Below are 14,488 nucleotides of genomic sequence, written 5' to 3' on the forward strand. Positions count from 1 at the left end.
GAGGATAGAATCAACAGATTCTATCCTCTTCAAAATCAAAATTAATAAAATACTAGTTAATCTTGATCAACTCTACTTCAAAAACCAAAGTAGAGAAAGGCTTGATTTTCTGCCCGGCAGCCTGCTCTCCATAACCCAGGTTGTAAGGGATATAGAACTTGTATTTAGCACCAGTAGACATCAGTTGAAGTCCTTCGGTCCATCCTTTGATCACTTGGTTTAAACCAAAAGAAGCAGGAGTTCCACGTTCTACAGAACTGTCAAATACAGTGCCGTCAATCAAAGTACCGTGGTAGTGTACCGTTACGTTGCTGGTAGCGCTAGGCTTGGCGCCAGATCCTGGGTTGAGTACTTCGTACTGTAGCCCGCTTTCTGTAGTAGCTACGTCGCCACGTAAGCCATTTTCTTTGAGGAAAGCTTCACCAGCTTCTTTGTTTTCAGCAAACTGAGCGGCTTGTTTTGCTTGCATATAAGACTGTACATTGGCATTGGCCTGCTGTACATCAATTTTCAAGTCTTGATCGGTGAGAACATCCTGGATAGCGGCAGCCATGCTGCTCGCATCAAGATTTTCAAATCCCTGGCTCTTGAGGTTTTGGGCAACCAGTACGCCCAGGCTGTAGCTAAGAGAATCCATATTGGTTTTTTCTTCTTGTGCTTGAAGGGTAAACTGCCCGGCAAGGGACAGTACCACTGTTAATAATAGAATACGCATGAGGTAAATCATCTTGTTTGGTGCTGCTTTAAGACGTTAAAAAACGTTAATTATTACACCTGTTGTTCTGAAAAAAGCTCATTCGGGCGGCAAAGGTAGGTATTAAGGCGGTATTTTCCAGCCTACCTTTCATCTATCGTGCTAACTATCTAAGCCAAGTGGGCGAAAAGGGGTAAAGGTTGGGTAAGTGTAAGCGTGTAAATGTTCACACCCAAAGAAGAGAACAGGAACAGGGGGTGAAACCTTCACCTGGCGGCCACTGTACCCCTCGCATCCTAATCGTACCAGTGCGATTATACATTCAGGTCGTACCTCGCACTCCGCACCTCGTACTCCACGCACCTCGCACTTAAAGTCGGGAGTCGGAATTTATGTCCCACCCTGCACTAAAATCTAAAACCGATACCCCGCAAAAAGAGAAAAATTGAAACGTTCAAAGTCCAGGTTGTATTCCGCAGTAAAGCGCAAGGGGCCCAGTGTAGTAACACTACCAAGTTCGAGGCCCACACCTGAGATGTCGTTTTCTTCGAGGGTCTTTCCATCAACAATTAAGGAAGAGAAGCCCTGGTTGTAACCCAAGGCTATGAAGTTGTTGTTGCCAATCTCGGCTCGCAATTGGATTCGCCCGAAACCAAAAGTGCTAACTCTTTGCTCGCTTAAGCGAAAGCCATATACCTCATAGAAGCGGTTGTGGTTGGGGATTTCTCGCCCCAGGTAAAAACGAAGCAAGGAGTGGTCTTCCTTCATTTGGCTGTGTCCTGCTCCAGCACTGGCGTCTAGCCATAGGTGCTGGCCCAGTTGGAAAGCTTTGTGTACTTTTCCGCCAATGGTCCAGTTGCGATCTGTAGAGAAGTTGGCGCCGTCGATCTTGGCCTCCTCTAGTTTGCCTGCCAAGTTGTATTCAAACCACAATTGAGATAAAGAACCGTCTTCGGGGAAGTAGGTTCGGTCGTAAGTGTCTCTGATGAGCTGCCCGTAGCCTAGCCAGCGTTGTGCCCGTGCATCAAGTTCCGTAAGAGAAAAGAAACGTGGGTTCTCCGAAAAATGCTCTCCACCAGCACCAAGTCGAAAATGCCATTGTCTACTGAGGTTGGTTTGCAGGTCCAATCCTATATTGTAATGGTGGAAGGTGAACTCACTGACCGGTTCATTCTGTAAAAATAATTCTCCGGGGATGATTTGACCACTGCTATACAACCGCAGTCCAAAACTAGGACTGGTACGGGTGTTGATGGTATAGTCTAGCCAAAAACCTGGATATTCAGACACCCGTAAGTCTGCGCTTAATATGCTGCCATAGCCCAACTGATTGCGTGCTGTAAAGTTGATGAGCAGCCCTGCATTGAAATCAACATCGTAGTTGATACTGCCGCGTACATATATATTAGGTGTGCTTTCTGCTGCAAATCTTAGAATATATCCGCCGCCACTGGCGTGTACCAATTCATAGTCAATCATGCTGTAAAACCCTGTAGCGTACAGGATGCTGATCCATTTTTCTATTTCTTTAATGGTAATAACAGTGGGCGTTTTGATGTCCACCATTTGTGCCAGGGTCTTTTGCGTAGTACTGTCAGTAGCGAGGTGTTCAATGTGTTTTACAGGAAAGCTGTCTCTTCGGCAATTGGGGCGCTCAGGAATGGGGCGGGTCTTCCAGTTTACACTGTCCAGGTAAGATTGTAGTTGAGGAAGTGCTGCCAATGCAGCCTTCTCTCCTTGCTTAATAAGCGCAGGTGCAGCATCGTAACTTAGTGTGGTAAAGTCTCCGAGGTCGGGGTCAATGATGAAATTGGCTAGTGCGCGCTGTTCTTCGGTAGAAGCTGCCATAACATAGCTACTGGTTTGTTCCAGAACGCGCAAAACACTCGTAAGCTCCTCGCGAGGATAGAGGGCGTCGCCTACATCTACTCCTATAACAATGTCTGCACCCATATCCAGGGCGTCGCTCACAGGAAGATTACGAGCCAAAAGGCCATCTACCAGTATTTTATCATCATAAACCAGTGGATCAAATGCTGAGGGGATCGACATACTGGCTCGTATACCTTTACGTAAGGGCCCTTCCTTAAAGACAAAAGCCTCTCCGGTTTCCAGGTCTGTTGCAACACAAGAAAAAGGGCAGTAGTATTTATCAAAACTTCCTACGTCGTGTACACAAGCAGTGAGACCCGTAAATAGCGTCAGTATTTTCTTGCCGCCAATGAGGCCGCGGGGGATTTTCAAGTTGCCATCCTCCAGCGCAAAGGTAAATTGGTAACGATCGGCCTTATTTCGTTCGTCGATAGGAAGATAATTTCGCGGGTAGCTGTCATTGAAATAGTCGCTCCATTGTAGAGTGGTCGCTAAATGCTCTAATTGAGCAGGTGTGTATCCAATAGCGTAAAGGCCGCCTACGATACTCCCCATGCTCGTACCGGCAAGGTAGTCGGGGAATATGCCGTTTTCTTCTAGCACTTTTAGTACACCTATGTGTGCCAGGCCTTTGGCGCCACCACCGGATAAGGCGATGCCGAGCTTGGGTGGTGGAGAGGTCTGGGCCATTGCGCCTGGGGCAAGGCTCCATTGCAGGGTGCAGAATATAGTAACTATTATAACAAGGTGTAGTCTCATATTACGGGGTTGTTACTGGCAAAGTTACGGGATTCCTTGGTATTCAAGACGTTGTTTTGGGCACCTCCCCGCTCAGCGCGGGGCCGGGGCGTTCGCAGCTCGCTGTTCGCTCGGCCCTCCTGCGTCGGTCTGCCTCCCTGATGGTCGGCCCTGCTACCGTCCCTGGTGCGGGGAGCGTTGATTGTCGCTAGCTACCCCCAAATGTGTCCCTCTGGAGGGACCGATCCACAGGATCGAGGGAGGGCAGCCCTTGCAGGTAGAGCTGCCCCCTCCGTCCTTTGGACACCTCCCCCGAGGGAGGACAGGGGTTTTCTTTTGGCTTGGTGTCGAGGGAGGGCCAAGCGCCCAACGGAAGGCGGAGCCCCCAAGTGAGCATAGGTAAATGCCTCTTTTTACCACAATTGACGCTTTTTTGTCACTTTCTTCCCACAATTTCCCACGCTGTTATCGCGGCTGAAGTCTTCCGTTACCACAAATTTCCACTTTTCAGACTAAATACGTTTTTAGTGGAGCAATGGTTTTTAGAGATTTGAAATCAAATAAGTGATATTTGTGTAATCAAAAAGGCTCAATATTCATTTTTGTTTAACGAAGTGGAACTTTCTGTGAAAAAAGTTGCTTAAAAAGGTGGTAGAAAGTGGTAATATGTGTCAAAAGTCGTTACTTTTGATACGTCAAAGTAAAGTTGGAGGGAAATTCCAACCTTATTCGTAAAAAGAGTTATGTCTTTTAAACAACTACTAGGTGAGTACGAAGTACGTCTGGACGGCAAAGGCCGCTTCCGGATGCCTAGTGGTTTGTTGACCCAACTTGGTGATTGGCAGCGTGGCAACTTTGTGATCAACCGGGGCTTTGAAAAATGCCTCGTGTTGTACCCCGAGCCGATGTGGAACGAGGTTACTACGGAGATCAATGAATTGAATCTCTATAGTAAGAAGAATCGTGACTTTGCACGCTACTTTTTTCGCGGTGCCTCCGAGGTGACCCTCGATAGTGCTGACCGCATCCTGCTGCCTAAAAGGTTGGCGGAATACGCCGGTATCGACAAAGATATGATTTTAACGGCATATTCCGGAAGAATTGAAATGTGGTCTTCCGCAGAATACGATAAGTGGATGGAAGAAGAACCCATTGACTTCTCGGAGCTTGCTGACGATGTACTGGGGAATGTTGGTGCAAAAGAGAAAGAAGCATGAGTTACCACCTACCGGTAATGGCTCGGGAATGCTTGGATCATTTGCAAATTGACCCTGCTGGTACTTATGTCGATGTCACCTTTGGTGGTGGCGGGCACAGTAAGTTGATCTTGGAGCAATTGGGGCCTGAGGGTCGCCTGCTCGCTTTTGATCAGGATGCTGATGCGGAAAAGAACCTGCCTGGAGATGATCGCTTGCTTTTTGCAGCGGCTAATTTCCGCCACCTCAAGCGCTATTTGCGTTTGTATGGTATCAAGCAGGTAGACGGCATTTTGGCTGATTTGGGGGTTTCTTCGCACCAGTTGGATGTGCCAGAACGAGGGTTTTCCTATCGTTTTGCTGCTGACCTGGATATGCGAATGAACCAGCAAGATGGCCCCACAGCGGCAGAGATTCTGGCGCACACACCGGTTGATGAGTTGCAGTACGTTTTTGGTACTTACGGAGAAGTTCGTAATGCTCGTACCCTGGCTCATCGCATTGCTGAGGCCCGCGAACAGCAGGCTATCACCACGGTAGATGAATTTGTACAAATCGTAGAGCCAATGGCCCGGGGTAAAGTAAATCGCTACCTCGCCCAGGTTTTTCAAGCTTTACGCATCGCGGTTAACGACGAGATGCGTGCGCTGGAAGAAATGCTCGAACAAGCCACCACTGTTTTGCGGCCCGGTGGGCGATTGGTAGCCATGAGCTATCATTCTTTAGAAGACCGCATGGTGAAGAATGTATTGAAAACCGGACAAGTGTCTGGTGAACAAGTGAAAGATTTTTACGGCCATATTTATCGGCCGTACCGTTTGTTAACAAAGAAGCCTTTGGAGGCCACCGCTGCTGAAGTAGCGGAAAATCCTAGGGCGCGTAGTGCTAAGTTGCGAGTTGGTGAAAGACTGGAAAGTCAGCCACCAACCGAAAATTGAAACCTTCTCCATTATTCTGATAATTAATTATCGGGAGGAGAAAAAACAAGGCTGGTGATGGTTCCCACAATGCTTGACTAAGCAGGTGGCTGCCTTAGGANATACCCTTTCCTCAGTCTTAAAACGGAAGTAATGGCTAAGAAAAATGACATTTTCAGTCAAATTCAGTCCTTTCGACTATCTGGATTCATACTCTCGAATCTGGGTTACTTCCTATTTCTCGGTTTTCTCGCAATTCTGTACATCGGCAATGCTCACCTGGCAGAGCGCAACGTGCGCAATATCCAGGAAATGCAACGTGACATTCGGGAGATGCGGTGGTCATTTATGTCCCTGCAATCTGAAAATATGTACAATAGTTTACGCTCGGAGGTAGTAGACCGCGTCAAAGACGATGGCCTACGGCTACACCGGGGTAAACCCATTAAAATTGTTGTTCGCGACGAGAAATAATTGTTCCAGCAATGGATATTAAAAACGAAGTACTTTATCGGGTTTATTTCCTGCTCTTCGGGCTACTGCTGCCCGCGGCGGGATTCCTGCTATACAGTACCGTGAATATCGCTATTCTGGAGGGTGAGCACTGGCGCGAACAAGGGCGTCAGAACTACGTGAAGCCGCGTGCCGTGCCTGCTGAGCGCGGAAATATCTACGCATTGGACGGCAGTCTATTGGCAACATCGGTACCTTATTTCGACTTGTATTTTGACCCTTTCGCCTCTAGCGAAGCCGATTATTATGCCAATGTTGATACGCTGTCTTATTTATTGGCAACGTATGTAGACAATACTTATACACCGGGCGGGTTCAGGGATTATTTGATTCAGTTGCGCGATACTTCCAATAATCGCCGGATGAATCGGAATGTGCCTTTGAAAAAGTCGGTTTCTTTTTCTGAAAAGTCGAGGATTCAATCGTTTCCGCTTTTCAATAAGGGACAGTTTAGAGGCGGTTTGATTGCCAAAAAGCTCAGTGGGCGCAAGCGTCCTTTTGGCTTGCTTGCTCGCCGGACGATTGGCTACGTGAGGGAAGACAAGCAACCAGTAGGACTAGAAGGTCGCTTTGATTCTATTTTGGGTGGCCAAGAAGGTACTCAAATGATGATCAAAGTAGATCCTCAAAGCGATTTGTGGTTGCCGCTAAATGACTTGTCTGAAGTAGAACCACGGAGTGGTGATGATATCGTGACAACGATTGATGTGAACCTGCAGGATATTGCGGAAGAAGCACTCCTGGCAGGTATGCGCAGGCATCAGCCTGATTGGGGGACGGCCATTGTAATGGATGTAGAAACCGGTGCTATTCGGGCCATTGCCAATTTAGGGCGTGATGATGCAGGTGAAGGGTATTACGAAATGTACAACTATGCCATTGCAATGGCAACAGAGCCAGGCTCGACATTTAAATTAGCGACCATGATGGCGCTACTGGAAGATGGCCATGTGAAGCTTACGGACTCGGTAGATATAGAGAAGGGGAAAACGATTTTCTACGAGATAGAAATGGAAGATGCCTCTTCTTACAGCTTTAAGCTGGATAGTATAACGGTACAACGCGCTTTTGAGATTTCTTCTAATGTAGGGATGGCAAAGCTGGTAGATCGGTTCTATAATTTGCCGGATAACGGAAATAAGAACAAAGGGGCCTATCAGTATCTTCAGCGGATACGTGATTTTAACCTTGATCTCCCTACAAATATTGAATTGGAAGGAGAGGCTAACCCTTACTTGAAGAATGCTTACAGTGAAGAAGATCAGTGGAGTTTAGTGACGCTCCCTTGGATGGCTACAGGCTACGAAGTACGGCTGACACCTTTACAGACGCTGACCTTTTATAACGCGGTAGCAAATAACGGCCGAATGATGAAGCCTTATTTGGTTTCGCGGGTAGAGCGTAATGGAGAAACGGTCGATATTATGAAGCCTACAGTGGTGAAAAAAGCCATTGCAAGTAAATCGACGATAGAGAAAGCACGCTTGCTATTGGAAGGTGTAGTGGAACGAGGAACGGCGTCTAAATTACGCACCAATCAATACCGCTTTGCCGGAAAAACAGGAACGGCTCAGGTCAACTATTCGCGTAGCAGTAGAGGAACCAGAGTCGGTGGTTATCAGGCGAGCTTTGCAGGATATTTTCCGGCTGATAAGCCCAAGTATTCCTGTATAGTAGTGGTGTACAAGCCCAGAGAAGGCGGCATTTACGGTGGTGATGTAGCTGGTCCTATTTTTCGGGAAATTGCTGATAAGTGTTTTAATAGTATGATCGATTTACACGATCCACTAAATGATGGACCAAGACCTGTACTGTATGAACGAAACTTGCCTGGTTTTGAATTAGGCGAGGAAAAGGATATGCGCATGGTATTGGATTACCTAGATATTCCTTACTACGGCAACCCGGAGACACCAATGGTGGTGATGTCCGCAAGTAGCGATAGCCTCTTTATTCAAAACCGTACCATGAGCGAAAGCAAAGTGCCGAGCGTGGTGGGGATGGGGTTACGAGATGCCGTTTTTGTACTGGAAAATCGCGGCTTAAAAGTAATAACGGAAGGCGCTGGTCGTGTAGTTCGACAATCTATTCGGCCAGGGACCAGCACCAGAGGACAAACGATAAAACTTACCCTCGGGTAAAAAACGAAACAACAGGATAAAACATGACCATTAATCAACTTACCGAAAACGTAGAGGTACTCCAGAGCTGGGGCGATCTCAACGTGGAAGTCCATCAGCTGGATTTCGACTCGCGTAAGGTGGTGCCCGGTAGTCTTTTTGTAGCCGTAAAGGGTACTCAAACGGATGGTCATGATTATCTGACGCAGGTAATTGCTGGAGGTGCAGTCGCTATTGTAGCGCAAAGAGCACCGCTATCGACGGAAGAAAAGAAAGTAGCGTGTTGGCTAAACGTAGCGAATAGTGCTGCCTGTTTGGGCCAGATGGCCGCAGCGTTTTTCCATTACCCCAGTCGAGAGCTGCAATTGGTGGGCATTACGGGCACCAATGGTAAGACGACTTGTGCCACCTTGCTGTATCAGTTGTACCAGGAGTTGGGCGAAAAAACCGGCCTACTTTCAACGGTAGAAAACCGGATAGGAGAGGAGGTTATTTCCGCTTCTCATACTACGCCAGATGCAGTGGAATTGAACCGTTTATTGGCACAGATGGTAGAAGCCAACTGTACTTACGTTTTCATGGAGGTAAGTTCTCATGCGGTGGATCAGGAACGTATTGCCGGATTGGATTTTGCCGGCGGCGTTTTTACCAATATGTCGCACGATCACCTGGACTACCACGGTAGTTTCAAGGCCTATATCGAAGCGAAAAAGAAGTTCTTTGACAATTTGCCCAAAGGGACTTTTGCCCTGGTGAATGTAGATGATAAGCGCGGCAGCGTGATGGTTCAGAATACTGCGGCTACCAAGCGTAGCTACAGCCTACGAGCCATGGCTGACTACCGGGCCCGGATACTGGGTAACAGCGCCGAAGGCTTGCATATGGAACTGGCAGGACACGAGCTTTTTGCTCGCTTGATTGGCCATTTTAATGCCTATAACCTTTTGGCCGTTTACGGAACTGCGGTGTTGCTGGATGCACCCGCGCAGGAAGTACTTCGCATCCTGAGTGGTTTGCCTGGCCCTGCTGGTCGAGCCAGTTATGTACGTAATAACCAAAGTGGGATTACGGGTGTAGTGGACTATGCACATACGCCGGATTCTGTAGAGAAAATCTGCCAGACGCTCCGGGAGATGTTGCCTCGCAATCAGCGCCTAACCACAGTGCTTGGATGTGGTGGTGACCGCGACAGAACGAAGCGGCCATTGATGGCTAAAGCAGCCTGCGATTATAGCAATCTGGTGATTTTGACCAGTGATAACCCTCGGTCGGAAGACCCGGAAGCCATTTTGAATGAAATGGAAGAAGGTGTGCCTGTTGATAAAAAGGATCAGGTACTGAGAATAACGGATCGACGCTCGGCAATTGTTACCGCTTGTCGCTTGGCCAAGCCAGGAGATATCGTATTGATCGCCGGCAAAGGGCACGAAACTTACCAGGAAATAAAAGGTGTAAAGCATCCTTTTTCAGATGATGAAGTGTTGCGGAATGCCCTGGATTTGATAAAGCAAACGAACTAGAACCTAAAAGAAAAAACAATGCTCATTTATTTGGTAGAATGGTTAGATGCGACGTTTGGACTAGGGTCCTGGACGCGGCTATTCCAGTACATCACTTTTCGTGCGGGAATAGCAATCATTCTATCCTTGATCATTTCTTTGCTTTTTGGAGGGAAGATCATTCGTTTGTTGAGATCCCTGCAAGTAGGAGAGGAGGTAAGAGACCTTGGCCTCGAAGGGCAGAAATCAAAGCAAGGGACGCCTACCATGGGAGGTATCATTATTGTAATGGCGATTCTGGTTCCTTGTTGGTTGATGGCCCGATTAGATAATATTTATATCGTGATGATGTTGGTAGCGACCAGCTGGATGACGGTGATTGGGTTTATCGACGATTATATCAAGGTGTTTCGTAAGAATAAAAAAGGACTACACGGCCGCTTTAAAATCATGGGGCAGGTTGGTTTGGGCCTTTTCATCGCCTTGACGATGATGAACAACGAGCAGATTGTCGTTCGCCTGGATGTTGCGGAAGCGCAAAGCATTGGACTGACCAACGAGCAAATGGTTGGCAGCCCGATTGAAGTAAAGACTGCAAATGATGTGGTAACCCTCAAAGCGGATTACAAGACCAACCTGACGAATGTACCTTTCTTAAAAGGAAATCGCCTTGATTATGGTCGCTTGCTGCCGCTGGCTCCACATTTGGCGTGGATCATTTTTGTACCCTTAGTCATCTTCGTAGTCACCGCAGTATCTAATGCTGCGAACCTGACGGATGGCCTGGATGGATTAGCCACCGGTGTTTCGGGTATTATTGGGATAACCCTGGCGGTTTTTGCTTATGTATCGGGTAACAGTATTGCGGCCAACTACCTCAATATCTTGCACCTGCCCGGTAGTGGAGAGTTGGTGATTTATGCCGCCTGCTTTTTAGGGGCTTGTTTAGGCTTCTTGTGGTACAACTCCTTCCCTGCACAGGTTTTTATGGGAGATACCGGAAGTCTGACGTTGGGAGGCATTATTGCTGCAATGGCCATTTTGCTAAGAAAAGAATTATTGATACCAATTCTATGTGGAATTTTCGTAGCTGAAAATCTCTCTGTGATGGTACAAGTGGGGTATTTCAAGTACACCAAGAAAAGATACGGTGAAGGGAAACGGATATTATTGATGTCTCCTCTTCATCATCATTATCAGAAAAAAGGAATGCCGGAAACCAAGATCGTTACGCGTTTTTGGATCGTCGGAATCCTGTTGGCGGTAGCTACCATATTAACGCTAAAACTTCGCTAATGCTTACGGAGAGACCGATAAATATTGTGGTTTTAGGTGGCGGCGAAAGTGGCGTAGGTGCGGCTTTGTTGGCACAAAAGAAAGGGGCAAAAGTGTTTCTTTCTGACCGGGGCAATATTGGTCAGAACCAGCAGGTAGAACTAGAGCTTGCAGGTATAGAGTTCGAAAGCGGACAGCATACCTGGGAACGTATTTTCGCTGCTGATGAGGTCATCAAGAGCCCTGGAATTCCGGATACGGTACCGCTTATTACGCAGTTACACGATCAGGAGATTCCTGTTATCGGAGAAATTGAATTTGCTTCCCGTTATACCGATGCCCCTTTGGTGGCAATTACAGGAAGCAATGGTAAGACAACAACGGCCTACCTGGTAGATCACTTGCTGAACGCAGCAGGAAAAACGGCAGCTTTGGTAGGTAATGTAGGTGTAAGTTTCGCCCGCCATTTGGCAGAGGAACCTGCCCCGGATGTTTTTGTGATTGAAGTAAGCAGTTTTCAACTGGATAGTATTCAATATTTCCGACCCCAAGTGGCGGCGATCCTGAATATTACCCCGGATCACCTGGATCGCTACAATTATGAGATGGACGGCTACATTGATTCGAAAATGCGCATTGCCAAAAACCAGGAAACTGTAGACACTTTTTGGTACCTGGCCGAAGACGAGAATATCGCCAATGGCATGGAGCGTAATCCGGTTGCCGCTCAGCTTCGCCCAGTAAGCAAGGCGCAGTTGACAGAAAAAGGCATCCAAATTGGAGCCGAAGAGATTGACTTGACGAATACGCAGCTAAAAGGAAAGCACAATGCACTGAATGCCCTCTTTGCGGCAGGTATGGTGCAAACTTTTGGCATAAGTACCGAGGATATACGGAAAGGACTGGAAAGTTTTGAACCTGTTCCTCACCGCTTGGAACCCGTAGGGGTAATTGAAGGTGTGGAATACATCAACGATAGCAAAGCCACCAATGTAGATGCAGTCACCTACGCACTTGATGCCATGGAGAAAGACATCATCTGGATCGCCGGAGGTACCGACAAAGGAAATGACTACACGCCGCTTATAGAACCGGCCCGTACGAAAGTAAAAGCCCTGGTTTGCCTGGGCGCTGATAACACGAAGCTGAAAGTAGCTTTTGCAGGAATTATTGACACCATAGAAGAGACGAACACCGCGCAGGATGCCGTATTGGCAGCCAGGAAGTTGGCAAAAGAAGGGCAAGTCGTATTGCTGTCGCCAGCTTGTGCAAGTTTTGATCTTTTTAAAAATTATATCGACCGGGGCGATCAATTTCGCGCCGCCGTACAAACGTTGCCTAGCAACATAAAGTAAAAACGCTGCACCGCAGTGTTTCAACAAAAGAAACTATGAGTTTTTCAACCAGAATAGCAGCAGAATTACGCGGAGACCGAGTGGTCTGGGCGATTCTCGTCCTGTTGGGGCTGTTTTCCATTCTGGCGGTCTACAGCTCTACAGGAACCTTGGCTTACCGGGAACGGGGAGGCAATACCGAAGCTTACCTTTTCAAGCACGGGATTATCCTGGCAGCGGGATTCGTAGTGACCTATTTTGCACACTTGCTGCATTATCGGCGGTATATGAACTGGTCTCCGGTGTTATTGCCGATGGCTATTATTCTTCTACTCTATACGATGATGTTGGGACCTGTGATCAACGAAGCTCGTCGGTGGATCGTGTTGCCAGTTATTGGTTTGAGTTTTCAGACCTCAGATTTTGCTAAGCTGGCTTTGATTATTTACGTGGCCCGAGCCATCAGTAGTAAACAAGATTACATTGAAGACTTTAGGAGTGCATTTTTGCCAATCATTGTACCCGTAGTGGTGGTTTGTGGCTTGATTGCTCCGGCGGATTTGTCGACGTCAATTATTCTGTTTTTGGCTTGTTTGCTGATGATGTTTGTGGGCCGGGTAGCTTTAAAATACATCGGTTTATTAATGGTGACTGGTGGGGTTGTTTTTGTATTATTAATTATGCTGGGGCGAACCTTTCCCGAGCATATTAGGGTAGCAACCTGGGAAAGTCGATTGCAACAATTTTATTCCCCCGAACCGGGTGGTGAAGATACTTACCAGATCGATCAGGCAAAAATCGCTTTGGGAAATGGAGGACTAACGGGCGTTGGTCCAGGAAACAGTACGCAAAGAAATTATTTACCCTACGCTCATGCCGATTTTATTTACGCAGTTATCTGCGAAGAATACGGTGTGCTGGGAGGAGCAACGATCATAGGCTTGTATTTGCTGCTATTTTTTCGGGTAACCCGATTAATTACCAAAAGTCCGAAAGCTTTCGGGGCCATGGTAGCAATGGGCTTGAGTTTGGTCATCGTGGTGCAAGCGTTTTTTCATATCGGTATCAATGTCAATTTGTTGCCGGTAACAGGCCTGACGCTGCCCTTGATTAGTATGGGAGGTACCTCCTTATTGTTCACCTGTATAGCTTTCGGGATTATCCTGAGTGTAAGCAAATACATAGAATCCGTTGCCGAATGAGCCAGCAGAAAGAACAATTGAGAATCATCTTTAGCGGAGGTGGTACCGGTGGGCACATTTTTCCTGCCGTTGCTATAGCTGACCGTGTGAAAGAATTGGAACCTACTGCTCAGATCAGCTTTGTAGGTGCACAAGATAAAATGGAGATGGAGCGTGTCCCTAAAGCGGGATACCCCATTGAAGGACTTTGGATAAGCGGTTTGCAGCGAAAGCTGAGTTTTCAAAACCTGCTTTTTCCTGTGAAATTACTGGCAAGCCTGTGGAAGGCTGGTCGGATTGTTCGCCGGATCAAGCCACAGGTAGTCGTAGGTACTGGTGGATTTGCGAGTGGCCCTTTGTTGCGGCAAGCAGCGTCTCAAGGTGTCCCTACACTGATTCAGGAGCAAAACGCCTATGCAGGGCTTACCAATAAGTGGTTGGCAAAAGCAGCCAGTCGAATTTGTGTGGCTTATCCAGGAATGGAGCAATTTTTTCCTGCGAATAAACTGATGGAAGTAGGAAACCCTGTACGGGAGGATATGCTTGCCACGCAGAATGACCGTGCAGGGGCTTGTGCTCATTATGGATTTAGTGAGCAGCAACCAGTGATACTAGTGACCGGCGGAAGCTTGGGCGCAAGAACACTCAACCAAGCATTAGCAGCAGCCAGTGAACAATTGGCCGCAAACCCAGAAGTTCAGGTGTTGTGGCAATGTGGAAAATACTACGCAGAAGAATACAGCAAATGTGCAACGGCACAATTGCCCAACGTGAAACTGCTGCCTTTCCTTGATCGGATGGACTTGGCCTATGCCGCCGCAGACATTGTGATCAGTAGAGCAGGAGCTTTGACGATAGCAGAGATTTGCCTCTTGGGTAAAGCATCAATTTTGGTGCCTTCGCCAAATGTGGCCGAAGATCACCAGACGAAAAATGCTTTGTCTCTTACAGAAAGAAAAGCAGCCCTTTTAGTCAAGGATCAAGATGCGAAAGCAAGCTTGGTCGCTACAGCCATCAATTTGCTGCAAGACGAAAAAGGCCGCAAAGCATTGGCGGAAAACGCTCGGCTATTGGCTTACCCCAATGCTGCAGATAAAATCGCCAGAGAGGTTTTGCGCTTAGCCAAATGGGAACTAAACTAACCATCAA

11 protein-coding genes are annotated in these 14,488 nt (G+C 47.4%); 9 read left to right on the forward strand and 2 right to left on the reverse strand.

The features are described from left to right. Window positions 1–52 precede the first annotated feature (52 nt). Window positions 53–637, reverse strand: coding sequence for a BamJ family beta-barrel-assembly machinery protein (gene bamJ, locus A3EU_RS0123725; protein WP_026211554.1), 585 nt, complete (start codon window positions 635–637; stop codon window positions 53–55). 471 nt (window positions 638–1,108) lie between these two features. Next, window positions 1,109–3,325: a patatin-like phospholipase family protein gene (locus tag A3EU_RS0123730; protein WP_020538691.1), complete on the reverse strand. Its 2,217-nt coding sequence runs from the start codon at window positions 3,323–3,325 to the stop codon at window positions 1,109–1,111. Between the two features lie 722 nt (window positions 3,326–4,047). Here A3EU_RS0123730 and mraZ point away from each other — a divergent pair. From mraZ to murG, 9 genes are all read left to right on the forward strand, one after another. Next, a complete protein-coding gene (gene mraZ, locus A3EU_RS0123740; RefSeq protein WP_020538693.1) occupies window positions 4,048–4,521 on the forward strand; it encodes a division/cell wall cluster transcriptional repressor MraZ in 474 nt (157 codons plus the stop codon). Beyond that, the gene (gene rsmH / locus A3EU_RS0123745; protein WP_020538694.1) at window positions 4,518–5,438 is read left to right on the forward strand and encodes a 16S rRNA (cytosine(1402)-N(4))-methyltransferase RsmH; all 921 of its coding nucleotides are present in this window, start codon (window positions 4,518–4,520) and stop codon (window positions 5,436–5,438) included. Before mraZ ends, rsmH begins: the two co-directional genes overlap by 4 nt. A 132-nt stretch (window positions 5,439–5,570) precedes the next feature. Beyond that, on the forward strand, window positions 5,571–5,891 hold the full coding sequence (locus A3EU_RS0123750; protein ID WP_020538695.1) for an FtsL-like putative cell division protein: 321 nt from the start codon (window positions 5,571–5,573) through the stop codon (window positions 5,889–5,891). Window positions 5,892–5,902: 11 nt separating this feature from the next. Then, the gene (locus tag A3EU_RS0123755) at window positions 5,903–8,071 is read left to right on the forward strand and encodes a penicillin-binding protein (protein ID WP_020538696.1); all 2,169 of its coding nucleotides are present in this window, start codon (window positions 5,903–5,905) and stop codon (window positions 8,069–8,071) included. A gap of 23 nt (window positions 8,072–8,094) precedes the next feature. Next, window positions 8,095–9,570, forward strand: coding sequence for a UDP-N-acetylmuramoyl-L-alanyl-D-glutamate--2,6-diaminopimelate ligase (locus tag A3EU_RS0123760; protein WP_020538697.1), 1,476 nt, complete (start codon window positions 8,095–8,097; stop codon window positions 9,568–9,570). Window positions 9,571–9,588: 18 nt separating this feature from the next. Beyond that, entirely contained in the window at window positions 9,589–10,845 is a 1,257-nt protein-coding gene (gene mraY / locus A3EU_RS0123765) for a phospho-N-acetylmuramoyl-pentapeptide-transferase (protein WP_020538698.1), read from the forward strand. Further along, the gene (gene murD / locus A3EU_RS0123770; protein WP_020538699.1) at window positions 10,845–12,179 is read left to right on the forward strand and encodes a UDP-N-acetylmuramoyl-L-alanine--D-glutamate ligase; all 1,335 of its coding nucleotides are present in this window, start codon (window positions 10,845–10,847) and stop codon (window positions 12,177–12,179) included. Before mraY ends, murD begins: the two co-directional genes overlap by 1 nt. A gap of 35 nt (window positions 12,180–12,214) precedes the next feature. Further along, window positions 12,215–13,360: an FtsW/RodA/SpoVE family cell cycle protein gene (locus A3EU_RS0123775; protein ID WP_020538700.1), complete on the forward strand. Its 1,146-nt coding sequence runs from the start codon at window positions 12,215–12,217 to the stop codon at window positions 13,358–13,360. Next, window positions 13,357–14,481 carry an undecaprenyldiphospho-muramoylpentapeptide beta-N-acetylglucosaminyltransferase gene (gene murG, locus A3EU_RS0123780; protein WP_020538701.1) on the forward strand — a complete coding sequence of 375 codons (1,125 nt, stop codon included), beginning with the start codon at window positions 13,357–13,359 and terminating at the stop codon, window positions 14,479–14,481. The genes A3EU_RS0123775 and murG overlap by 4 nt, the downstream gene beginning before the upstream one ends. Window positions 14,482–14,488: the final 7 nt, after the last annotated feature.

The organism is Lewinella cohaerens DSM 23179 (assembly GCF_000379805.1).
Lineage (GTDB): Bacteria > Bacteroidota > Bacteroidia > Chitinophagales > Saprospiraceae > Lewinella > Lewinella cohaerens.

Coding starts and splice junctions, on each gene's coding strand:
- bamJ (WP_026211554.1), bottom strand. CDS start 637: ATGGATTCTCTTAGCTACAGCCTGGGCGTACTGGTTGCCCAAAACCTC.
- A3EU_RS0123730 (WP_020538691.1), bottom strand. CDS start 3,325: ATGAGACTACACCTTGTTATAATAGTTACTATATTCTGCACCCTGCAA.
- mraZ (WP_020538693.1), top strand. CDS start 4,048: ATGTCTTTTAAACAACTACTAGGTGAGTACGAAGTACGTCTGGACGGC.
- rsmH (WP_020538694.1), top strand. CDS start 4,518: ATGAGTTACCACCTACCGGTAATGGCTCGGGAATGCTTGGATCATTTG.
- A3EU_RS0123750 (WP_020538695.1), top strand. CDS start 5,571: ATGGCTAAGAAAAATGACATTTTCAGTCAAATTCAGTCCTTTCGACTA.
- A3EU_RS0123755 (WP_020538696.1), top strand. CDS start 5,903: ATGGATATTAAAAACGAAGTACTTTATCGGGTTTATTTCCTGCTCTTC.
- A3EU_RS0123760 (WP_020538697.1), top strand. CDS start 8,095: ATGACCATTAATCAACTTACCGAAAACGTAGAGGTACTCCAGAGCTGG.
- mraY (WP_020538698.1), top strand. CDS start 9,589: ATGCTCATTTATTTGGTAGAATGGTTAGATGCGACGTTTGGACTAGGG.
- murD (WP_020538699.1), top strand. CDS start 10,845: ATGCTTACGGAGAGACCGATAAATATTGTGGTTTTAGGTGGCGGCGAA.
- A3EU_RS0123775 (WP_020538700.1), top strand. CDS start 12,215: ATGAGTTTTTCAACCAGAATAGCAGCAGAATTACGCGGAGACCGAGTG.
- murG (WP_020538701.1), top strand. CDS start 13,357: ATGAGCCAGCAGAAAGAACAATTGAGAATCATCTTTAGCGGAGGTGGT.